General features: G+C 59.5%; 19 protein-coding genes. 15 read left to right on the forward strand and 4 right to left on the reverse strand.

The window, feature by feature from the left end; all coding sequences use genetic code 11:
- Nucleotides 1-212: 212 nt before the first annotated feature.
- The 4 genes from AC4LFW_RS10880 (at nucleotide 213) to AC4LFW_RS10895 (ending at nucleotide 4,879) form a co-directional block, all read left to right on the forward strand.
- Nucleotides 213-1,481, forward strand: a complete 1,269-nt coding sequence (locus AC4LFW_RS10880) for a hypothetical protein (RefSeq protein WP_491819071.1) — start codon at nucleotides 213-215, stop codon at nucleotides 1,479-1,481.
- 393 nt (nucleotides 1,482-1,874) lie between these two features.
- On the forward strand, nucleotides 1,875-2,381 hold the full coding sequence (locus AC4LFW_RS10885) for an REP-associated tyrosine transposase (protein WP_491819073.1): 507 nt from the start codon (nucleotides 1,875-1,877) through the stop codon (nucleotides 2,379-2,381).
- Between the two features lie 233 nt (nucleotides 2,382-2,614).
- A complete protein-coding gene (locus tag AC4LFW_RS10890; protein ID WP_491819074.1) occupies nucleotides 2,615-4,243 on the forward strand; it encodes a methyl-accepting chemotaxis protein in 1,629 nt (542 codons plus the stop codon).
- A gap of 123 nt (nucleotides 4,244-4,366) precedes the next feature.
- Nucleotides 4,367-4,879 carry a hypothetical protein gene (locus AC4LFW_RS10895; protein ID WP_491819076.1) on the forward strand — a complete coding sequence of 171 codons (513 nt, stop codon included), beginning with the start codon at nucleotides 4,367-4,369 and terminating at the stop codon, nucleotides 4,877-4,879.
- A gap of 65 nt (nucleotides 4,880-4,944) precedes the next feature.
- Here the strand turns inward: AC4LFW_RS10895 and AC4LFW_RS10900 are convergent, their stop codons facing one another.
- Entirely contained in the window at nucleotides 4,945-5,850 is a 906-nt protein-coding gene (locus AC4LFW_RS10900; RefSeq protein ID WP_491819078.1) for a LysR substrate-binding domain-containing protein, read from the reverse strand.
- 117 nt (nucleotides 5,851-5,967) lie between these two features.
- Here AC4LFW_RS10900 and AC4LFW_RS10905 point away from each other — a divergent pair, with 117 nt between their 5' ends.
- From AC4LFW_RS10905 to AC4LFW_RS10915, 3 genes are all read left to right on the forward strand, one after another.
- A complete protein-coding gene (locus tag AC4LFW_RS10905; RefSeq protein WP_491819079.1) occupies nucleotides 5,968-6,726 on the forward strand; it encodes an FMN-dependent NADH-azoreductase in 759 nt (252 codons plus the stop codon).
- Between the two features lie 148 nt (nucleotides 6,727-6,874).
- Complete coding sequence (locus AC4LFW_RS10910) at nucleotides 6,875-7,762, forward strand: DMT family transporter (protein WP_491819081.1); 888 nt, start codon at nucleotides 6,875-6,877, stop codon at nucleotides 7,760-7,762.
- Between the two features lie 107 nt (nucleotides 7,763-7,869).
- Nucleotides 7,870-8,562, forward strand: coding sequence for a GNAT family N-acetyltransferase (locus AC4LFW_RS10915; RefSeq protein WP_491819083.1), 693 nt, complete (start codon nucleotides 7,870-7,872; stop codon nucleotides 8,560-8,562).
- Nucleotides 8,563-8,693: 131 nt separating this feature from the next.
- Here AC4LFW_RS10915 and katG read toward each other — a convergent pair whose 3' ends face one another.
- A complete protein-coding gene (gene katG / locus AC4LFW_RS10920) occupies nucleotides 8,694-10,925 on the reverse strand; it encodes a catalase/peroxidase HPI (RefSeq protein WP_491819085.1) in 2,232 nt (743 codons plus the stop codon).
- Between the two features lie 49 nt (nucleotides 10,926-10,974).
- On the opposite strand from katG, the gene AC4LFW_RS10925 reads away from it, so the two are divergent.
- From AC4LFW_RS10925 to AC4LFW_RS10935, 3 genes are all read left to right on the forward strand, one after another.
- The gene (locus AC4LFW_RS10925) at nucleotides 10,975-11,460 is read left to right on the forward strand and encodes a hypothetical protein (RefSeq protein WP_491819087.1); all 486 of its coding nucleotides are present in this window, start codon (nucleotides 10,975-10,977) and stop codon (nucleotides 11,458-11,460) included.
- Nucleotides 11,461-11,582: 122 nt separating this feature from the next.
- Nucleotides 11,583-11,852, forward strand: coding sequence for a TfoX/Sxy family protein (locus tag AC4LFW_RS10930; protein WP_491819089.1), 270 nt, complete (start codon nucleotides 11,583-11,585; stop codon nucleotides 11,850-11,852).
- Between the two features lie 412 nt (nucleotides 11,853-12,264).
- Entirely contained in the window at nucleotides 12,265-14,232 is a 1,968-nt protein-coding gene (locus AC4LFW_RS10935) for a methyl-accepting chemotaxis protein (protein WP_491819090.1), read from the forward strand.
- A gap of 147 nt (nucleotides 14,233-14,379) precedes the next feature.
- Here the strand turns inward: AC4LFW_RS10935 and AC4LFW_RS10940 are convergent, their stop codons facing one another.
- Nucleotides 14,380-15,123 (reverse strand): class I SAM-dependent DNA methyltransferase, encoded by a 744-nt coding sequence (locus AC4LFW_RS10940; protein ID WP_491819091.1) that lies wholly within the window; start codon nucleotides 15,121-15,123, stop codon nucleotides 14,380-14,382.
- A 330-nt stretch (nucleotides 15,124-15,453) separates the two neighbouring features.
- On the opposite strand from AC4LFW_RS10940, the gene AC4LFW_RS10945 reads away from it, so the two are divergent.
- Nucleotides 15,454-16,218, forward strand: coding sequence for a hypothetical protein (locus AC4LFW_RS10945; RefSeq protein ID WP_491819093.1), 765 nt, complete (start codon nucleotides 15,454-15,456; stop codon nucleotides 16,216-16,218).
- 190 nt (nucleotides 16,219-16,408) lie between these two features.
- Nucleotides 16,409-16,897, forward strand: a complete 489-nt coding sequence (locus tag AC4LFW_RS10950) for an RNA methyltransferase (RefSeq protein ID WP_491819095.1) — start codon at nucleotides 16,409-16,411, stop codon at nucleotides 16,895-16,897.
- Nucleotides 16,898-16,907: 10 nt separating this feature from the next.
- Here AC4LFW_RS10950 and AC4LFW_RS10955 read toward each other — a convergent pair whose 3' ends face one another.
- Nucleotides 16,908-17,927: a sterol desaturase family protein gene (locus AC4LFW_RS10955; RefSeq protein ID WP_491819097.1), complete on the reverse strand. Its 1,020-nt coding sequence runs from the start codon at nucleotides 17,925-17,927 to the stop codon at nucleotides 16,908-16,910.
- A gap of 383 nt (nucleotides 17,928-18,310) precedes the next feature.
- On the opposite strand from AC4LFW_RS10955, the gene AC4LFW_RS10960 reads away from it, so the two are divergent.
- From AC4LFW_RS10960 to AC4LFW_RS10970, 3 genes are all read left to right on the forward strand, one after another.
- On the forward strand, nucleotides 18,311-18,658 hold the full coding sequence (locus AC4LFW_RS10960; RefSeq protein ID WP_491819099.1) for a cupin domain-containing protein: 348 nt from the start codon (nucleotides 18,311-18,313) through the stop codon (nucleotides 18,656-18,658).
- 329 nt (nucleotides 18,659-18,987) lie between these two features.
- The gene (locus AC4LFW_RS10965; protein WP_491819101.1) at nucleotides 18,988-19,260 is read left to right on the forward strand and encodes a hypothetical protein; all 273 of its coding nucleotides are present in this window, start codon (nucleotides 18,988-18,990) and stop codon (nucleotides 19,258-19,260) included.
- A gap of 614 nt (nucleotides 19,261-19,874) precedes the next feature.
- On the forward strand, nucleotides 19,875-20,945 hold the full coding sequence (locus AC4LFW_RS10970) for a hypothetical protein (protein WP_491819102.1): 1,071 nt from the start codon (nucleotides 19,875-19,877) through the stop codon (nucleotides 20,943-20,945).
- The last annotated feature ends 165 nt before the right edge of the window (nucleotides 20,946-21,110 follow it).

Consider the following 21,110-nt stretch of genomic DNA (forward strand, 5'->3'; position numbering starts at 1 on the left):
AAAGAGAACCGCCTATAAGGCACTTAATCGGGCGACTGGCTTGCCTAAATCAAGAGCAAAGTATTAGCCACACTAGGAAAGACGAAAAGTTACACTAATAAGGAGGGCGTCTTGGTAGTCGCCCTCAGCTTATTTAACTCCTCTATGTTCTACATCCGCGAAACGTCGACCACCAATTGCCGGCATACTGCTAGCCATCGCAAGGAAGAACGATGCCACAGAGTCTCTTCATCCCAAGATTAAAAGATAAAAACCTGATAGATTGCCTCAAAATTTTGGGTGATCGATTATCTTCAAAGGCTCCAAAAGCATCAATCGGAATCCTAGGCCCTAGCACAATATCTTTTGATCCCGCAAACTGCGAAGACAGTGAAGACTTGCAGGCAATCGCTCAGAAAAACTCGACATTAATATATACCGCAGGATTCTCCGCTGGAGGTTATTCATTTCAATTCTACAGAGGCGGCCGAAACGAACCTAAGTCTCCTTTCACGGACGAAATATATATTGGAGATAACAACAGCGCCACGCTCTCTGCAGAAGAAAAACTAGAAGTAGCATTCATCCTAACAAAAACCCTAAAAGCCTTCGATCCGGAACGATCAATTGGAAACAAATTCAGCAAGGAACAGGCGGAGCTGGCATCTATACATGAGGCCACATTATCTCGCTTAGAAACACTCAACGAAGAACTTATCGCCAGCACACATAAATATCGGGCAAAGCTGGACGAGGAACTTACAGAGAGGACCAGTGCTCTAAATGATGAGCACAAAGTCAAGCTAGCTAAACTTGAGACTGAAAAAGCTGCATTGCTATCTGAAATAAAGAAAAAAGAAGACAATCTTGAAAGCAAGAAAAAGGAACTTGACGACAAAAGCAATACCCACGCAAGGCGGCAAATCCGAAAAGATATTATTCACGAAATAAAAAGACGACAAACCGATTTTACATTAACAAACAGCACCAACAACCTCAGACGCCCAATTTCCGCGATGGTTTTTGTAGCAATTACTCTACTTTGCATCGCCGCCTATTTATCTTTCCAAGATCTTAGTGAAGCACTAGCGTCAGGCACAGCCTATCAAGCAATTGCCGCTGGCATTCGTCAAGTTTTGTACTCTGCGGGGGCCTTCGGAACGGTGTTATTCTACATCCGCTGGCAGAACCGATGGTTCGAACAGCACTCCCAAGCGGAGTTTCATTTAAAACAACTTGAACTTGATATGGAGCGAGCTAGTTGGATCGTCGAAACCGGCCTTGAATGGAAAGACATAAAAGGTTCTACTATGCCTATCGAGCTGCTTGAGAGCCTCAGCCGCAACTTGTTCATCGCGCCTAATGAAAAAGTTGAAAAAGCCATTCACCCTGCTGACCAACTGGCCTCCGCACTCATGGGCACAGCCTCAAGCATCAAATTGAAAACTGGCGATTCAGAATTACTCATAGATCCTAGAAAATTGAATAAAGCCAGCGAGTAGCGTTGAAAAGGGGACAGCGAGGTAGCCTGGAAGAGACGCGTGGAAAAGGCTTCGCCGTTTTCCACCCTACGCTCCGGCAACGTTGATGCGTTGGCGGTGTGGGCGTGTGAGATGGCGTAGCGAGGTAGCCTGGAAGAAACGCGTGGAAAAGGCTTCGCCGTTTTCCACCCTAACTCCGGCAACGTCAATGAGTCGGCGGTGCGGGCGGGTGAGATGGCGTAGCGAGGTAGCCTGGAAGAAACGCGTGGAAAAGGCTTCGCCGTTTTCCACCCTACCTCCGGCAACGTCAATGAGTCGGCGGTGCGGGCGGGTGAGATGGCGTAGGGTGGATAACGCTTTGCTTATCCACCGATACGGACCTCCCGCCAACACAACGCTCAAGGATGAGCCGCCATGTCTCGATACCGCCGCGCCCAGGCGCCGGGTGCCACCTATTTCTTCACGGTCAATCTACGTAACCGTCGAAGCGATCTTCTTGTCCGTCACATTGACCTTCTCCGCGAGACGGTTCGCGCCACCAAGGCACGTCACCCGTTTCATATCGATGCCTGGGTCGTCCTGCCAGATCACATGCACTGCGTCTGGACGTTACCCGACGGCGATGCTGATTTCGCGCTGCGCTGGAAGGTCATCAAGTTCGCGTTTGCCAGGCGGTTGCCGAAAACGGAGGTGCTGACCGCAACGCAACTATCCCGGGGGGAGCGAGGGATCTGGCAACGCCGGTATTGGGAACATCTGATTCGTGACGAACGCGATTACCGTCATCACATCGACTATGTTCACCTCAATCCGCTGAAACATGGGTGGGTTACCCGCGTCGCCGATTGGCCTTACTCAAGCTTTCATCGAGCCGTCACCGCTGGCCTTTATCTCCCCGACTGGGGCGGCGAGGCGGGCTAGCTGGGAAGCGAGCAGCCTGGAAGTGACGGTGGAAAAGGCTTCGCCGTTTTCCACCCTACGTCCCGGCAATGTCGACGCGTCGGCGGCGTGGGCGGTTGAAATGGCGTAGCCCGAAAATAACCGGAATTAGCGCAGGGGAACTTTCATATAAATCAATAGTGAAATTCTATTATTCAAGATCGTGCCACGGCCCTATAAGAGCTATCAATATGCCACCACAGAAAAGGGCCGTCATGAATATTAGAAATATCCGCATAGCTACCCGCGCGACGCTCAGCTTCGCCCTGATCACGCTGATAGTGATCATGCTGGGTCTGTTTTCCGTCCTGCAGGTGCGGGACATGCGTCAGGCCGAACAGGATGTGGAGACGGTCTGGCTGCCAAGCATCGAGGCGGCCGCTGACATCAGTATTCTCCTGTACAGCATCCGCCTGGATGCGCTGAGGTCGATGGCCACGCCCAACGGCCCAGACCAGGATGAGATCAACCAGCGTCTCAAAGAAGAACGCGATGCCATGGTGCAAGCCGTAGATCGCTACCGTAACTCGACTATCAGCTCCGAAGAGGGGCGGCGCCTCATCCAGATCCTGCACAGCAACATGCAAAGCTACCTGGAAGGATTCGACCTGCTTATGAATCTGGATGGACAAGGCCTTAATGACCAAGCGTTGGAATGGGCGAACAATGGACTGCGCGAACGTGCAGGTGCGTTCGAAGCTGCGGTGAACGATGTACGCGAAATGAACAGGGAAGGTGCCAAGGCTTCCGGGCTAAAGGCTAAGGAAACCTACGCTTTGAGCCTGTGGCTGGTGGGTATCGTGGTGCTCTCAGCGGTGTTCCTGACGATCATCCTCGCGGTGTTGCTGACTCGTAGCATTGTGCGGCCCATCAACCAGGGTTTGCATGCTGCCGAAGCCATTGCCGAAGGGGACCTGACACAGCCGATGATGATAGAGGGCAAAGACGAAGCGTCGCAGCTGATGACAGCATTGAGCACTATGCAGGCAAACTTGCGCCAGACGCTCCAGCAAATTGCCGACTCATCCACACAGCTGGCAGCGGCGTCGGAAGAAATGACCGCAGTCACCGAAGAAGCCAGTCGTGGCTTGCAACACCAGAACAGCGAGGTGGATCAGGCCGCCACGGCAGTGACCGAAATGAGCGCAGCGGTCGACGAAGTAGCCCGCAATGCCGTGAGCGCGTCCGAGGCCGCGCGCCAGTCCACGCATGCGGCGTTGCGCGGGAAACAACGCGTTGATGAGACGCTATATGCGATCCGTGACCTGACCGATCAGGTGCAGCAGACCTCCACTGATATCGAACGCCTTTCCAGCGAGTCGCAAAATATCAGCAAGGTCCTGGGTGTGATCAGTTCCATTGCCGAACAGACTAATCTGCTTGCGCTCAATGCGGCCATTGAGGCAGCGCGTGCGGGTGAGCAAGGTCGCGGCTTTGCGGTGGTCGCAGACGAGGTGCGGGCGCTGGCGCATCGCACGCAAAGCTCGACGCTGGAGATCGATCAGATGATCACGGCTATCCAGAAGGGAACCGATGGCGCCATGACCTCCATGGACCGCAGCCGACAGAAAGCCATAGCTACCCGCGAGGCAGCCGAGGCTGCCGGGGGGGCGCTGAACGACATCACCTCGTCGGTAAGCGTAATCGACGAGCGCAATCAGCTGATCGCCGCGGCGTCTGAAGAACAGGCTCATGTAGCGCGTGAAGTCGACCAGAATCTGGTCCGCATTCGAGATCTGTCAATTCAGAGCGCGGCAGGAGCCAATCAGACGTCGGTAGCCAGTGGCGAACTCTCGACCCTGGCGGTTCAGCTTAATACCCTGGTACGGCGCTTCCGGGTGTGATTAAAGCAAAACGGCGAAAACCAAGACTCAATCTGGGCTACGGCCACAAAGCGCAATAGCTGAACTCTGCTGCCGTTCCCCCACTCCTCTCTAAAGAACTCATCACCTTTTGGAGGCTGGTCCATGTCTAACGATCACTCTGGCGAAACTGGCATATCAAGCGTTGTGGCAGACGTTGTCATTGGGGCTGCGGCAGGGGCGATAGCTGTCTGGGTCATGGATCGGATGGACTGGTTCGCCTATAACCACGAGTCGGAAGAGGCCAGGCAGCGAACGATTGCAGCCCGTCCTAATGGTATGGATCCGGCTCATCTGGTGGCCGATAAGATGACAGTGGGAGAAATCACCCAACCGCATCCGGCTGGGATTGCTGTTCACTACTCGCTTGGTATAGCTCCTGGAGCGCTCTATGGAGCATTGCACCAGACGGTGCCTGGGCTGAGTGTCGGCCGCGGTAGCCTGTTCGGACTGGGGCTTTTCCTGATGCAGGACGAAGGTTTGAACGCGGTGACTGGCCTGTCAGGTAAGCCTCAACAGTATCCATGGCAGGCCCATGCCAGGGGGCTTGCAGCTCACATGCTATATGGCGTGGTGATGGATAGCATCGTGAGGCTAGCTAAAAGAGCAGTGCGGTAGCGAAGCAGCCTGGAAGGTGACGCGTTGGAAAAGGCTTTGTCGTTTTCCACCCTATGTACAATGTTTCAACCCACCACCTCAGACAACCCACCCGGCACCGCCATCACCCAATCCCTCACTGCCAGAACCGTCGGATCATCCCGACGGCTTTCCGGATAGACGAGATGAAACGGCTTCCCCTCCATTACCGGCCCAAAGGGCTGCACCAGCCGCCCTTCCCTCAATTCATCCTCGATCAGCTGACGGCTCATCAAGGCCACGCCCTGCGCGCCGATGGCGGCTGAGATGGCGTGGGTTTCGTCTGAGAAGACCAGCCCGGCACTGACGTCCAGCCCCGGCACGTTGGCAAGCTTCTGCCATGACGACCAGTAAATCGGGGCGGACGAAGCGCCCTGGGCGCGGAAGTGGACCAGGGGGTGGTTGGGCAAGTCGGCGATATCGTGCAGGTTCAGGTGCGGGCTGCAGATCGGCGCGAAAGTGTTGTCGAACAGCTTTTCCGCCACCAGCCCCGGCCAGCGACCATCGCCGTAGCGAATGGCGACGTCGGCCGTGACGCCATCCAACGCGACCGGTTCATGCGAGGTGTGAAAGCGCAGGTCGATATCGGGCTGGGATTCGCGCAGCAGGCAGACCCAGGGCACCAGCCTGCGCACCGCTATAGCCGGTGTGGTGCTGAGCGTAATCGCCTGACGGCAGGGATTCGCGCTTAGGCGTTCGACCGTGGCGCTGATGGTGTCGAACGCGGTTTCCAGCACTTGCTGCAGCGCCCGCCCCTCGGCGGTCAGCTCCAACTTTCGTGGCTTTCGCAGAAACAGCGAGACGCCCAGGGACTCCTCCAGTGACCGAATCTGGTGGCTGATCGCCGTGGCGGTGACGTACAACTCCTCTGCGGCCTGTTTGGCGCTCTCATGGCGGGCGGCAGCTTCGAAGGCACGCAATGCGGAGAGCGAAGGTAACCGGCGGTGCGCCATGGCTGAGTTGTCCTCATCCGTACTCGAAAGAAATCGTCGTTTGTCGCCCACAGAGCCTAAACCTAGTCTGGGTCTACCGCGAATGACAGATGAATTCAGTCACAGAGGAGACCCACCATGACGCACCTTCTGCACCTTGACGCCAGCGCCCGCCCCGGCCTTGCCGGAAAGGACGAACACGGCTCTCACAGCCGCAACCTCACTCACCGTTTCGTAAGCCAGTGGCTGGCCCGCCGCGCGCTGGACAGCGTGACCTACCGGGACATCGGCCAGAACCCGCCCTCCTACATCAGCCATGACTGGATCGCTTCCAGCTTCACGCCGCCAGAACGTCGCGAGCCCTGGATGAAGGAGAGGCTGGCCGAAAGCGACCGGTTGGTAGACGAGTTAATTGCAGCAGATGTGCTGATCATCGGGACGCCGCTCTACAACTTCGGTATGCCCGCCGCGCTCAAGGCCTGGATCGACCAGATCGTGCGCCCGGGCCGGACGGTTGAGGTCGATGAACGCAAGCTGCCCGACCCGTACGTACCCTTGCTGGCAGACCGACCACGGCATGCTGTCATCCTCAGCGCGAGAGGCGGCATCGGTTTTGGCCCCGGCGGCGAGATGGCGCAAATGAACCACCTGGAGCCGAACCTGGTTACTGCGCTGAACTTCATCGGGATCACCCGCATCCATCAGGTCGCGATCGAAGGGCAGGAAACGGGTGGCGAGGTGTTGGCGGCTTCGGTGGCCGCGGCACTGCATCAGGTTGATCAGTTGGTCGCGGAGCTTCAGGCGGCGCTTGCCCCCTCGCCAGTGCCCAAAGTCCAACAGAGGCTGACCGTCCAAGGACCGGCCGTTGCTCCGCTGGCTACGCATCACTCCCTCTGAAGTCGCGAACTGCAGTGCGCCGGGGCGCTTCTGGGCAGGTGCTTGGCAAACAAAGCAGCCATCATGGCCGCAGGGTCTGGACGCGGCTTAGAGTGTGCCGTGCCCGGGCAACGACAGGCGTCGGCAGCGGTAACCGGAGGACCCACGATTGAACGATTCAGCGCGCGGCCTGCTTCTGGTGATCAGCGGCATCGTCGTACTCAGCTTCGATGGCCTGTTGGTGCGGCTGGCTCAGGCGGATGGCTGGAACATCGTGTTCTGGCGGGGTCTGTTGATGTTCATGGCGCTGGGTGTGTTTTCGCTGTCCGCCAGAAGCCGGGCCAGCGTCATGAAGCGGCCGCTGATCAGTGCCGGCTCGGCCTTGTTGCTGGCGTTTACTTCGATCTTCTTCGTACTGGCGGTGATTCATACGACGGTCGCCAACGTGGTGGTCGTCCTCAGTACGGCACCCCTGTTCGCCGCCCTGTTCACGCGTTTCTTCCTGCGTGAGCAGGTGGCCTTGCACACCTGGCTCGCGATCGGCGTGACGGCGTTGGGGATCATGATTGTCTTCGCCGGGACCTTCACCCCAACGGATCTGGCCGGTAACGGCTATGCACTGCTCTCCTCGGCGGCGGTGGGCGCCAATCTCACGCTGCTCCGCCGCCACCCCGCCATCGAGCGGATGCCGCTGATCGCGCTTGGCGGGCTGGCGGCGGCGCTGATCGCGTTGCCCAATGCCCAGCCGTTCAGCCTGGGCGCCACGAGCTACTGGACACTGGCGGTCATGGGTTTGATCCAGATGCCGCTGGCGACGCTGATGATCAACAGCGCGACCCGCTACCTGCCCTCGGCCGAGGTGGCGCTGTTCTATCTGCTGGAAAGCGTGCTGGGATCGCTGTGGGCCTGGTATTTCCTGCAGGAGACGCCCGCCAGCGCGACGCTTTACGGTGGAGCGCTGGTGATCGCGACGCTGGTGATACACGCAGGTCTGTCCCTGCACCTACGCCCCAGGGTTCTGGCCGGTGAGAAACGGACTGATGCATTTCTCCACTGATCAGGTAATGCACTGCCCACTCGTGGCTATCCCAATCCGCCGCCGCCATCGTCGCCCCTTGCTCGTTACAATGCAGCTCCTCTACGCCCCCGGAGCCCCTCCCCCTTATGTTCACCCTCAGCCATCTGAACACCCCACCGCCGGAATCGATGAAAAGCCAGGTGCTGCAGATGGTGGTGGATTATCTCGGCGATATCAGCCCGGTCTCGCTCATGCCGAGCAATCCCCTGTATCAGCTGTACCAGTACGTGGTGGGTTTCGAGGTGCATCGCTATCTGGACAGCATGGACGGAGCGCAGGCGGGCAAGCCTGAATTGATCATGGCGCTGGATGCAGACGACCCGGCCGAGCTGCTCGGCTTCGCGCTGTATTTGCCGTATGTGGATGACCCCGAAGCCTGTTCCCTGTTGTATCTGGCCGTGCAGGAATCCCATCGCCGGCAGGGCATTGGGCGGGCCATGGTCGAGGGGATGATGGCGCGGTATTCCCATGCCGAGGTGGCTTGCGTGGCCAGCAAGGTGTCGTACTTCGAGCTGTTGGGCTTTTTGCCGCTGGTGGCCCGCGGCCCGCAAGTCGTGATGAACACACGCAGCCGGGTGTCAGACGGTACCTTAGCGGTGCAGGATCTGGAGCCAATCTTCCAGTCGGAAGAGGTCCGGCAGATCCATGCCTATCTGGTCAAGCAGCACGGTGCAGAAGCCATGAGCCACGCCGAGGATTTGCGTGATTGCCTGCTTGATGAGCTGGCACAACAGGCAAACGAGGTGGTTCAGCGGTCGTCAGCAACGCGCTTGCATTAGCAGATCGAGACGAACCCTGGAGTCAGCGACATCAGATGGCGGCCGCCGATCAGTGAGCAGCGCCTGAACGGCAGGATCACGAAAGGGGGTTTGCGGGGCGTCGGCGGCGCCCGGGAGCGCCGCCGCCAGGCCTAGGCGGAGAGTTTCTGACTGAACTTATCTTCGGCCGTACCCATATCGATGCGGTCCGCGTTCATGACCTTGTCCCAGGCCGCTACGAAGTCCTGCACGAACTTCTCGTTGCCGTCGGCCATGCCGTAGACCTCCGCCTGGGCACGCAGCTCCGATTGCGCACCGAAGATCAGGTCCACGCGGGTGGCAGTCCAGGTCGGCTGGCGGGTCTTGCGATTGAGCCCCTGAAAGCGGTTCTTGTGCTCGGTCGCGACCCACTCGTTGCCCATGTCCAGCAGGTTGACGAAGAAGTCGTTGGACAGCGTACCCACGCGATCGGTGAATACGCCCTCCTTCCCACCATCGACATTGGTACCCAGCACCCGCATGCCGCCGACCAGCGCTGTCATTTCCGGCGCGCTGAGGCGCAGCAGGTGCGCCTTGTCGACCAGCGCTTCCTCGGGCGCCATGAAGTGGGCTTCGTAGTAATGGTTACGGAAGCCGTCCGCCACGGGGCGCAGCGCCTGGAACGACTCGGTGTCGGTCCACTCCTCCAGTGCATCCATCCGTCCCGGCGTAAAGGGCACCTTGATGGGGACGCCGCCGTCCTGGGCCGCTTTTTCGACCGCGGCACAGCCGGCCAGCACGATGAGGTCGGCCATGGAGACCTTCTTGCCGCCGGTTGCCGAGCCGTTGAATTCGCTCTGGACGTCAGTCAGCTTCTGCAGCACGCGGGCCAGCAAGGCCGGGTTGTTTTCTTCCCAATCCTTTTGCGGGGCGAAGCGGATACGCGCGCCGTTGGCACCGCCACGCTTGTCCGAGCCGCGGAAGGTGGATGCCGAGGCCCAGGCCACAGAGACCAGCTCCGAGACAGAAAAGCCCATGCCCAGCAGCTTTTGCTTGAGCGCGGCGATGTCGGCGTCGTCGATCAGCGGGTGGTCGCACTCGGGGATGGGGTCCTGCCAGATCAGGGTTTCCTTCGGCACCAGTGGTCCGAGGTAGCGGCCGATCGGGCCCATGTCGCGGTGGGTCAACTTGTACCAGGCGCGGGCGAAGGCATCGGCGAATTCGTCCGGGTTTTCCAGGAAGTGCCGCGAGATCTTTTCGTACTCCGGATCGAAGCGCAGCGCCAGGTCCGAGGTGAGCATGGTCGGCTTGCGCTTCTTGCTGGGGTCGAAGGGGTCGGGAATGATTTCCCCGACATCCTTGGCTTGCCACTGATGGGCGCCGGCAGGGCTCTTGGTCAGCTCCCATTCGAAGTTGAAGAGGTTTTCGAAGAAGTAGTTCGACCACCTCGTCGGGGTCTGGCTCCAGATCACTTCAAGGCCCGAGGTGATGGCATCGGCGCCCACGCCGCTCTTGTACCGGCTGCGCCAGCCCAGTCCCTGATCTTCGATGACAGCGCCTTCGGGCTCCGGCCCCATCAGCGAGGGATCGCCGGCGCCGTGAGTCTTGCCGAAGGTGTGACCGCCAGCGATCAGCGCCACGGTTTCGTAATCGTTCATTGCCATGCGCCCGAAGGTCTCGCGGATATCGATTGCCGACGCCTTGGGGTCCGGATTGCCGTTCGGGCCTTCCGGGTTCACATAGATCAGGCCCATCTGCACCGCGCCCAGGCCCGGATGCAGCTGCCGCTCGCCGCTGTAGCGCTCGTCGCCTAGCCAGGTACCTTCGGGGCCCCAGTACAACTCTTCCGGCTCCCAGGTATCGGCGCGACCGCCCGCGAAGCCAAAGGTCTTGAGGCCCATGGATTCGAGCGCGACGTTCCCGGTAAGCACGTACAGGTCAGCCCAGGACAGCTTGCGGCCATATTTCTGCTTGATCGGCCACAGCAGCCGCCGGGCCTTGTCGAGCGCTGCGTTATCCGGCCAGCTGTTGAGCGGGGCGAAGCGCTGCTGACCGCCGCCGGCACCGCCACGGCCATCGGTGATCCGGTAGGTGCCGGCGCTGTGCCAGGCCAGTCGAATGAACAGCCCGCCGTAGTGGCCGAAGTCTGCTGGCCACCACTCCTGCGAGTCGGTCATCAGGGCGTGCAGATCGGCGATCACCGCATCGAGGTCGAGCGAACTGAATTCGGCGCCGTAGTCGAAATCCCCGCCGTATGGATTGGAGCGGGGCGAGTGCTGGTTGAGTGACGTAAGGCTCAGGGCTTCGGGCCACCAGTCCCGGTTACCCGGACGTTTACGAGGCGCGCCAGCACCATGACCGAATGGGCACACACCGCCTGTTTTTTCTCCAGATTCAGCGCTCATATTCTGCTCCTCAGGTAAGTGGTTATCATCGGCGGTCAGACGCCGTTGCATGAAAGCTAGCATCCCCGCATGCCACAGCCAGGAAGGATGTATTTCGATTTCTTGCCGCAAAAAACATCCAACAGCCATGGAATGCGTCGCGATCATGAATCATCTCGAACAATCAAGGTCCAGGAATCGCCAATCAACAAATTTGCCTATGAAGCTGATAGGCAGCACGCTGGCGGCGCTCGCGCGCGCGACGTCTGCCGCCGCGCGCGCCAGGCTTGCCCGGAGTAATGCCGCCTCGAAGACCGCCCGGAGCCCGACCATGTTCACCCTCACCCCCCTGGACACCACGCCACCGGCATCGATGAAAAGCCAGGTCTTGCAGACGGTGGAGGACTACCTAAGCGACATCAGCCCAGTCTCGCGCTTCGGCCACCCGCCTACACTGATCCTCTGTGCGAACGGCTACTATTCTGCTGTGGGGAGTGCAGCCGAGCCGCAAATCTGGTCGTATCCAGGCGCCTCGTGCCTGGCAAATGGGTGCTAGGCCTCACCGGGCTCGGATGAACCTCATCGACAATCGTGCAGCCCCTTTTTCAGGGGCTGCGTTCAGCGTCACGCTAAGCGCGCGTCATCCGAGCCCACCCCAGCAGACGGCGGAAGGTACCGATGGCCAGCGACAAAGAGTTCGTGGACTACGTGGCGGAGCAGATCGGCCTGGGAAGCCGACTAACGTACCGAAAGATGTTCGGCGAGTACGCGGTTTATCTGGATGCGAAGGTGGTAGCCCTCATCTGCGACAACAGCCTTTTCATCAAACCTTCCCAGGCGGCAAATCACGTGCGCCAGAGTTGCCCCAACGCCCGCCCTACCCAGGCGCGAAGGATTATCCCGTGGCGGACGAGCTGCTCGATGACCCCGACGCGCTGCGCCGCCTAGTGCTCGAAACCGCCAGGGTCCTGCCCGCTCCGAAACCACCGCGATCTCGCAGGAAAAAGCCAGACGCTGCGCAGCGCTAAAGGCCGCTCGGGTAGCGCCGCCACAGGCGCGTCATTCAGCGGCTTATTGCGCTGCCTGTTGTGCCAGCCGGCGCGCCCGATCGGTTCGCTGACGAGCGGATCATCGGGCGTCGAAGACGCCTGCGCCTTGCACCGCACCGGCTACACAAATCGCAAGTGCCGAGGCTCAAGCCACGCTCATTGTCCGCCGATAGCCTTTAGGCACCACTCGCCTGTGTTCGATTTCAGGCATACGTGGCCGCGAAGCGCATCGGATTGCGCGAGGGTTCCCCGAAGAACGAAACGCAGGTGGGCGTGGACGTCTTGATGAACTGGCCAGAGGCCTTTGAACAATGAAGATAAAACACAAGTTGCTGGCAAGCTTTCTGGTCGCGACCCTTGTCCCGGTGCTGGTCGTGGCGCTGTTCACCATCCGCAACGTGACCGAGGAAGCCAAGGTCCGGTTCGAGGAGAACAGCAGCCTGGACGTCAAACTGGTGAACAACACCTTTGTGACCCTGTTCGAGTCGGTCAACCACACCGTGTCGGCGATGGCCGATTACGCCGCCGTCCGGAACACCGATAGCGGCGAGCTGACCGTCTATTCCGGCTCGCCCCGCAAACCGGGCGCGGTCGCCACGGCCAATGGCGGCCGCGAAAAAGACATCTTCGATTACTTCTCCGGTATCGGTAACAACAACCCGAACTTTGGCTACGTCTACATGGGCGATACCAAAGGAGGCTACGTTGAATGGCCAGGCACCGGCGACTACGGTGACTGGGACCCGCGCGGGCGCCCCTGGTTTACCCTGGGCAAGGACGCCAACTTCCAGCTGACGCGCCTGGACGGCTATTACTGGGAGCCGGACGACGCCGTCTACGTATCGGTGATCAAGGCCTTCAAGGACAAGGCGGGCCAGTTCGCCGGGGTTGTGGCGACCGACGTGTCGCTCAAGGCGCTGACCGACATGGTGCAGAAAATCCGCTTTGGCGAGACCGGCTTCTTCATGCTGGTGGAAGGCAGCGGCACCTTGCTGGTCGACGGCCACCAGCCCAAGAACAATTTCAAGAAGCTCGACGAGCTGTCGGGAGACTACTTCTCGACGATCAAGCAAACCGAGAACGGTGTAATCGAGGTGAATATCGATGGCGTCGACTACCTGGCCAACGTCTTCACCTCGCCGACCCTGGGCTGGAAATTCATCGGCTTCATGCAGGTCGACGAAATCCTGGCCGGCGCCCACAGGCTGGCGTGGTTGACGCTGGTCGCCTGTGCCGTACTGGTGGTGCTGTTCGGTGTCGCCGGGGCGATATTTGCCAACCGCATCGTCACCCCGATCAACCTGGTCAAGGACGGTCTGCGCACCATCGCCCAGGGCGAAGGTGACCTGACTCATCGGCTGCCCGTGCTGGCGCGCGACGAAACCGGCGAACTGGCCAAGTGGTTCAACCAGTTCATTGAATCGACGCAATCGATGATCACCGTCATCAAGGAAAACGCCATCAGCATCGACAGCGTTTCCAGCCAGACCAACGAGCGCACCACCGCCATGTCGGACAGCTTGCAGCGCCAGACCAGCGCGGTAGACCAGATCGTCACAGCAGTGACCGAGATGGCCTCGGCAGCCAACGAGGTGGCGCACAACTGCGTTCGAACCGCTGAAGTCTCCGCGCAGGGCCTGGATGCGACGCGCAATGGCAAGGAGGTGATCGCCCGCAGTACCGCAGGGGTGAACGACCTTGGCGCCAGCATTCAGGGCTCGAGCAATGTAATCCGAGAGCTCGAACGCGAAACGGTGAGCATCAACACCATCCTGTCGAGCATCCAGCAGATCGCTGAACAGACCAACCTGCTGGCCCTCAACGCGGCCATCGAAGCGGCGCGTGCCGGGGAGCAGGGACGCGGCTTCGCCGTAGTGGCTGACGAGGTGCGCAATCTGGCCAGGCGCACCCAGGATTCAACCGGTGAGATCAACAAGATCCTCCATCTGCTGGTCAGCCGCATCAGCGAGGTGACAGCGAGCATGGATCACAGCCTGACCGAATCGAGCAAGGCCATCGAGCTGGCCGGCGACGTCATGGGGGCGTTCGAAGAGATCGAGAACGCCGTCCAGACGATCCGCGACATGACAACGCAAGTCGCCGCCGCTACCGAGGAACAACACTTGGTGACCGAGGATATCAACCGCAACGTGGTCGCCATCAGCGACGCGGTTGCACAGGTGTCCACCCAGGCTGCGGAAGTCGAAAGCTACTCCCAGGAACAGCGTCAACTCAGCAGCGCACTCCGGCAGCTGGTCGGGCGGTTCCGTACGCAATAGCGCTCGAGGGCGTTATCTCCATGGTCGAGCGAGGCGCCCGGCATCACAGGCTCAGACGTCACGCGCGTCGAATGCCTCAGCGGGGCGCCAGTCCGCCCGGAATGGCCACCCCGCTCCCGGCGGCAGGACCGCGTCGACCCCGGACCATCAGCGTTTGACGCAGGCCAACAGCGCATTCCCGGATGCGCTGTTGCGTGGAAGGATCCGCTCGTAATCATGCTCGAGCACATGGACGTCGAAGTGTGGCGCCAGCAGCTCGGTCAGCTCAGCAAAGCTCACCGCCACCATGGCGTGCTCGTCGTGCCAGATCTGGCTTTGCCCGTCGACGGTCCTCTCGATACGCAACCTCAGCGACTGGCGCTCGCCAGCGCCCGCGTAGTACCAAGCGGATCTGAAGCTGAACAGCCCATCCGCGTGGCTTGCGGAGTGGGAGACAAAGGAGCGGTTGTCGATGCAGTGCTTGTCGACGGCGTTGAAGCAGAAGAGTCCGCCTACCGCTAGTGCACCGTGCACACTGGCAATGCAGTTTTTCAACCGCTCCACGCTGGCGCTGTAGTGGATCGAGTACAGGAAACAGGTAATCAGGTCGACCGGTTGGCTCACCCTGAAACCACACATGTCCTGCCGGGAGAAGTGCGCTTCCGGGCAGCGAACGGCCGCTCTGTCCAACATGGGCTGGTTGATGTCGAGTCCGCTGCTCTCGAAGCCGGCATCGATGAAGTGCCGCACGTGCGGCCCGGTCCCGCAGGCAAGATCCAGATGCCTGTTCCCGGCGTTACCGAACAACTGCTGCAGCCGTTGGATGCAGCGGCTTTGTGCGCCGTAGTCGATATCGGCGCACATGAGATCGTAGTAAGCCGACAAGTCGGTATAGAGCGCGTTACCGGGCATGGTGACCTGACGGGCTGGCTATGGAGCGTTGGAGGGGCGCGCATCATATCTGCAGAAACGACCGACGTCGCGAAAAGTGAGCGAGTCTCCCGACGGAGGCTGCGCAGCGAGGGCGGCCGCACCGTTTGCCATCGAAGACTCGGTCCTGGCACCGCTCGTCTCTCCCTTCTGCCGGGAGCTTCCAAACCATCCGATGCCGATTCCTGAATAACGGGCAAGCCCCCTCGGGCAGCGAGCTTTTAAGAAGGAACTGTGGCGCCGATGGCACGCCCAAACCGATAGGCACCTCGTAATTCGTACCCCGCCAACCGCAGAACGGAGGAACTACTAGTGAAATTCAAACAATCGGCTTCCCTATCGGCAACCGTACTGGCCGCGTCCCTCGCGATGGGAATGCCCGCAGCGGCCATAGCCCAGCAGAACGGCCAGGATCAAGCAGGACAATCGCCGACCGGGATGCAGACCATCTCGGTCGGCCATAACGTGGTGGACGCAGTCGATGATGTCCGCGAGTCCACGTCGGAATTCATTGGCGCGCTGCTTGGCGCTGAAGAAGGACTGGGCCTGGGCAATTGGGAACAGCAGGAGAAGAAACTGCGCCAGCTCGACGAGCAGCTGCGGCAAATGGAGGGTGTGCTGGACGCAAAGGCTGAAGTCACCGATGAGGAATGGCTCGACTGGATGGGCAGCCCGGATTACAGCGTAACCGTCACCGAGCAAATCAAGAACCTCGGCAGTTATCTGGATCAGGTCTCCGACATCCTGAACGAAAACTGGCATACCCAGGGCATCCAGGTGCTGATCGGCAGCAACGTGCTGGAACAACTGCGCGACCTGCGCCAGAGCACCAGCAACCTGCTCGACTCCATGGAGCAGGCGGGCAACAACTATGGTTGGAGCGCCGACCCCGACAAGCTCAAGCAGGCCCGGGAACGCCTGGCGAAGCTCTCACGAGACATCGATCAGCCCCTGGTCATGTCCGAAGCCGACTGGCGCGCCTACCTTGAGTCCAACCGGTTCCATGTAGTCGTGCATGACAATGTGGGAACGCTGGCGGACGTCCTGCGGAATCTGGCAAAGCCGAACAAGGGCTGAGCGCCTTGTCCGTGACGGCGGCCTGATCAGGGCTGCCGTTTCCGCACAGCGGACCAATGGGCCAATCGCGGCAGACCGCCCCTACCGACTACCGAAGCCACGACCGTAGCGATTGCGCTGAGAATAATGTCCGGGGCGAACCGGCAGCGCGGCCCCTATACTCGCGCGTTTTCCGTCCGAGTCCTTCCTTGTGAGCAACAAACGATACGCCTGCATCGGCCTGAGCAACCCCAAGTCACCGTCCAACGTCGGCGCAATCATGCGCGCGGCGGGCTGCTACGGCGCCGCCTCGGTGTTCTACACCGGCACCCGCTATGACCGTGCCAGGGATTTCGTCACCGACACCAAGAAGATTCATCAGGACATTCCGCTGATCAATATCGATGACCTGCGCAAGATCCTGCCGCTTGGTTGCGTGCCGGTGGCTGTGGAACTGGTCGAGGGCGCGCGCGCCCTGCCCGAATACACCCATCCCGACCGTGCGCTGTACATCTTCGGTGCGGAGGATGGGTCACTGAGCAAGGAAATCCGGGACTGGTGCGAGGACGTGGTCTACATCCCCACCGACGGTTGCATGAATCTCGCGGCCACGGTGAATGTGGTGCTCTATGACAGGCTGGCCAAGGGCAACAACACCCGCTCCGGCCCAGGCTTTGGAGCGGCGCGCAAACCTTATTGAGCCGCTGCCTTCATGCCTCGGGCGCCCCTGCCGATCCCGGATGCGGTCTCTTCAGCGGCAACAGCTTGCGTGCGCTATCCACGAACGGCGTGACGATCAGGCTGTAGACCGTCAGGTAGCGGTGCGAATCCTGCTCGGCAGTGCCGAAGCGGATGTCTTCCGGCTTGGTGGTGGTGACATAGAGCGTGCCGAACATCCAGTCCCAGATGGACAGGTTGGTACCGAAGTTCTTGTGAAAGTGTCTCGGCGCATCACTGTGGTGGATCTGGTGCTGCGCCGGACTGTTCAGCAGGTGCTCTATTCGCGGCCCGAACGACAGCCAGACATGGCTGTGGCGCAGGTTGGCGGCCAACGCATTGAAAATGAAGACCAGATAGGTCACGCCGAACAGCGTGTAACGGCTGATCTCCCCGCCACAGGCGTACCAGAACACGCCGGCATACGCCCCGAGAAAAGTGAGATCGACCAGCTTGCCAACGACCTTCTCCAGAAAATGCACGCGGCTGGCGGTCACTGGCACCATGACAGGCGCGGAATGATGGACCTTGTGAAACTCCCACAGCCAGCGGCAATGAAAGGCGCGGTGCACCCAGTAGTGGGTGAAATCACTGATCAGGAAAACACCCAGGCCGTATAGCAACGACAGAGACAGCGTTTGCCCGAGCTGCGGCCTGGCGCCCCAGAGATTGGTAAAGAAGCCGATATAGTCGCCCGCGCGCAGAATGTGTGGATCCACCAGGCCAACGAGTGGGATCACCAATGCCACCTTGAGGATGCCGCGCACCAGGTAGTAGCGATAATCCAGCAATGCCGAGGGGTGCAAGTGCACCGCGCCGCCGCCGATGAACTGCCAGAACGAGCCCGCATCGGTCAGCCCGTGCTGTTTCCGGTAGCGGAACAGGCCATAGGCCACGGCATAGGAGACGCAAAGAAACAGCACGCCCAGCCGGCCATTAAGGTCGAAAAGGCTGGTGAACTGGTCGATGAGCGGCACGAAAGTGACGGAACGGAGGAGTTCAAGAACGCCCACGAACAGGCCCCATCAAAGTAAGGTCGCGGATTATAGGACCAGATTAAACCGTTCGTAAATGCGAATCTGTATCACCCTCATAAAGCCGGCAGCCAACCGAAAAGGACCAACCAACCTATGTCACCGCCGGCGACACCCACTCTGATCCAATCGATCGCCACCAGCATAATGGCTGGAGCTTGCTGCCGCAGTCGCTCGTGCGGACGGCAACTGCATGCTCTGTATGGATGAGAATCGCGAAAAACAGCACCCATCCTGCCGCGGATATCTGCGTGAGAGCTCTCGTGGAAGCGCAGACGGATATCAAGGCGTCGACCCCAGACAACTGGCCAACACAGCGACGCTCTATGGTGGGCGGCCTACCCCACCGATCCGGAGCGCCCATGGCCAACAAACCGATCACCGTACTGCGCGATACACAGCCCATGCCCGTCGTCGATGCCTGCAAATGGGAGCGCATAGAAGGCGACCCGCATACCGTCAACCTCAACGCCTACACATCCGATGACGGCAGCAAGATCATGGGTACCTGGATCTGCACGCCTGGCAAGTGGCGAGTGGAATACGTCAAATGGGAGTACTGCCATTTCCAGGAAGGCTACTGCATCATCACTCCGGACGGCATGGAGCCCATCCATCTCAAGGCCGGCGATATCTTCGTGGTGGAGCCAGGCATGACCGGCACCTGGGAAGTGGTCGAAACAGTCCGCAAGTATTTCGTGTTCGCCTGACAGGCGCTGTCAGCCCGGTGTCCCCATGCGTGACGTGGGGACACATCATCGAACTACTCATGATTCATCTGGCACCCAACGGAAGCCCCGCGTCCTCTCTTGGCCAGCCATCCCGCACCTCACCCCGCCTCGCCCGACCGAGCGATCCGGAGAGACAAGCTGCGATCTGCCAAAGGGCTTCCAATCCAGCCGCCCGCACGGCAAGCTGCGCCAGCAATTCGGAGCATTTCGTTCAACAGCAACCTGCCGTTGTAACGGTTCAACCCTCACCTGGGCCTCGCTGATCGCGGGCTTTCTACATGAAGCGCCATGACTCAAGGATCGAACAGGTGCCGAACGATAACGTTACCCCGCAGCCCCATGCTACGTACGCAGAAAGCATCGGTCAGGCGAAGCACGTCATCAACGGAACGGAAATCCTGCGGGCATACGCTCGGCGGGTTCCGCTGCGGATGTGGGCGCTGCTTTTGCTGGTCATCGTCATCGGCATTGCCGGTAATGCCTACACCGTTGACCAGACGCCTGAGCGGCCAGAAGTGGCCAGGCCACTACCGCTGCTGCTCTTGATGACCGAAACGCCGGTTCGTCGCCACCCTCGATAATGGCAGCGGCGCTACCGCTGCATAGCCGTGAGCAGATAGCGACAGCCTTCTACAGGCACACCCGGATCACATCTGCTTCGCCAGCACCATCGCGAAACCCACTGCGATACCGGCCAGGGCTATGACCCAGCCGACTCGGTGCGCACGATTCTTCTCTGCCTGGCGGATGGGATCCACGGGCTTTTTCTTTCTCACAGCTCTACTACCTGCAGCAATTCGGTCGGAGGCGTGACGCCATCCGATGTGGATGCGCGTCTTTGTAAGCTCGCCGGCTGAGATTGTCCAGCGCTAGCCTCTGAAGGTCAGCGATAGACATGTCATGGACGCGGGCGGTTGTCATGTGCTTGCACGGAATTTCCAGATACATGGAGTTAATTGCCATCATTGCGGCGATTTCAACCGTTCGACCTATTGGGAAATTTTCAGGCGGGACTACCTTATCTACACCCAAGCGCAACACCCCAACCCAAGGAGGCACGGATGCGAAACGAGCACCAGCTGCCAGGGCAAACGGCACGTATTGCTGGAACCGTTTTCTGGGAAAGGGTGACTGCGCAGGTGGGCAAATCGGTACGCCAGGCGACCGATCACGCAATCCATGGAGAGATACCAAAATGTTCAAGCTAAACACCCTGTTCGCCGCCATTCTCGCCGTTTCCGCTGCACAAGCATTTGCTGACAACAGCGACGCCAAGGTCTACCAATCAGGCGATAAGCAAACGGCCACAGTTACGCAAGAAGGTCCTAAGCAAAACTCCGAAGTGGTTCAATTCGGAACGCAGAACGTCGCCACCACCACCCAGAAGTCTCCCTGGTATCGTTCGGAAAACACCTCGTACGTCTACCAGGACGGGACCAAGAACAACGCGACGGTCGATCAAAACGGCGGAGAGCACAATGCTGTCGTCAAGCAGTGGAACGACCACCAAACTGCCACAGTGACGCAGACAGGCTACGATAACGATTCAGTTTCGGAGCAGTGGGGTGGCGTGAAGAACGTTTTGCTCGTCAAGCAGAGCGGCGCATACAACGACTCGGCCATTTCTCAAAACGGCAACCACAACGATGCCACGGTGAAGCAAAGCGGTACGTCTGATGATTCGTACGTTTTCCAACAGGGCAACCACAACGATGCCACTGTTACTCAAGCCGGCCTGAACGGCGAAGTCGACGTCAAGCAGTGGGACAACCACCAAACCGCCACAGTGACTCAAGCAGGCTACAACAACTCTTCGTACTCCGAGCAATACGGTGGCGAGTACAACTCCCTTGAAGTCAAGCAAAGCGGCAGTGACAACGACTCGAACATTTATCAAAAAGGCAACCGCAACGAAGCGGATGTGGCGCAGAGCGGCGCATGGAACGATTCAACCATTGCGCAAAAAGGCAACCGCAACGAAGCTGAAGTGAAGCAGACAGGTGACTATGGCAACGTCGATCTCTATCAAAGCGGCGACAAAAACGTAGCGGACATCGCCCAGTCCGGCTGGGACAACGATCTGACTGCCGATCAGTACGGCGACGAAAACCAGCTGATCTCCAAGCAAAGCGGTAGCTTTAACGATGCCTATGTCCTTCAAGACGGCGACCATAACGTGGCGACGCTGACCCAGTCTGGGTATAACGACGCCGCATACGTCACCCAGTTGGGCAACTCAAATATCGCGACTGTTACACAACAGTAATCTAGCCGTTAGGGTGGCTACCTCATAGTCACCCCTCTCGCTAAACAACCGAGCCGGCAATGCCGGCTCGGTTGTTTGTGCGTCTCGGGCAGCTTCGCCGGTAAGCCGGCGCCCCTCATGTTTCCGAATAATTGCAGGCCCCCCCTACTCCGGCATGGCCTGCAA

The organism is Stutzerimonas sp. C6.4V (genome assembly GCF_058536345.1).

Excerpts from the sequence above, each read along its gene's own strand:
- AC4LFW_RS10880 (WP_491819071.1), top strand. The coding sequence starts at position 213 with ATGCCACAGAGTCTCTTCATCCCAAGATTAAAAGATAAAAACCTGATA.
- AC4LFW_RS10885 (WP_491819073.1), top strand. The coding sequence starts at position 1,875 with ATGTCTCGATACCGCCGCGCCCAGGCGCCGGGTGCCACCTATTTCTTC.
- AC4LFW_RS10890 (WP_491819074.1), top strand. The coding sequence starts at position 2,615 with ATGAATATTAGAAATATCCGCATAGCTACCCGCGCGACGCTCAGCTTC.
- AC4LFW_RS10895 (WP_491819076.1), top strand. The coding sequence starts at position 4,367 with ATGTCTAACGATCACTCTGGCGAAACTGGCATATCAAGCGTTGTGGCA.
- AC4LFW_RS10900 (WP_491819078.1), bottom strand. The coding sequence starts at position 5,850 with ATGGCGCACCGCCGGTTACCTTCGCTCTCCGCATTGCGTGCCTTCGAA.
- AC4LFW_RS10905 (WP_491819079.1), top strand. The coding sequence starts at position 5,968 with ATGACGCACCTTCTGCACCTTGACGCCAGCGCCCGCCCCGGCCTTGCC.
- AC4LFW_RS10915 (WP_491819083.1), top strand. The coding sequence starts at position 7,870 with ATGTTCACCCTCAGCCATCTGAACACCCCACCGCCGGAATCGATGAAA.
- katG (WP_491819085.1), bottom strand. The coding sequence starts at position 10,925 with ATGAGCGCTGAATCTGGAGAAAAAACAGGCGGTGTGTGCCCATTCGGT.
- AC4LFW_RS10925 (WP_491819087.1), top strand. The coding sequence starts at position 10,975 with ATGAAAGCTAGCATCCCCGCATGCCACAGCCAGGAAGGATGTATTTCG.
- AC4LFW_RS10930 (WP_491819089.1), top strand. The coding sequence starts at position 11,583 with ATGGCCAGCGACAAAGAGTTCGTGGACTACGTGGCGGAGCAGATCGGC.
- AC4LFW_RS10935 (WP_491819090.1), top strand. The coding sequence starts at position 12,265 with ATGAAGATAAAACACAAGTTGCTGGCAAGCTTTCTGGTCGCGACCCTT.
- AC4LFW_RS10940 (WP_491819091.1), bottom strand. The coding sequence starts at position 15,123 with ATGCCCGGTAACGCGCTCTATACCGACTTGTCGGCTTACTACGATCTC.
- AC4LFW_RS10960 (WP_491819099.1), top strand. The coding sequence starts at position 18,311 with ATGGCCAACAAACCGATCACCGTACTGCGCGATACACAGCCCATGCCC.
- AC4LFW_RS10970 (WP_491819102.1), top strand. The coding sequence starts at position 19,875 with ATGTTCAAGCTAAACACCCTGTTCGCCGCCATTCTCGCCGTTTCCGCT.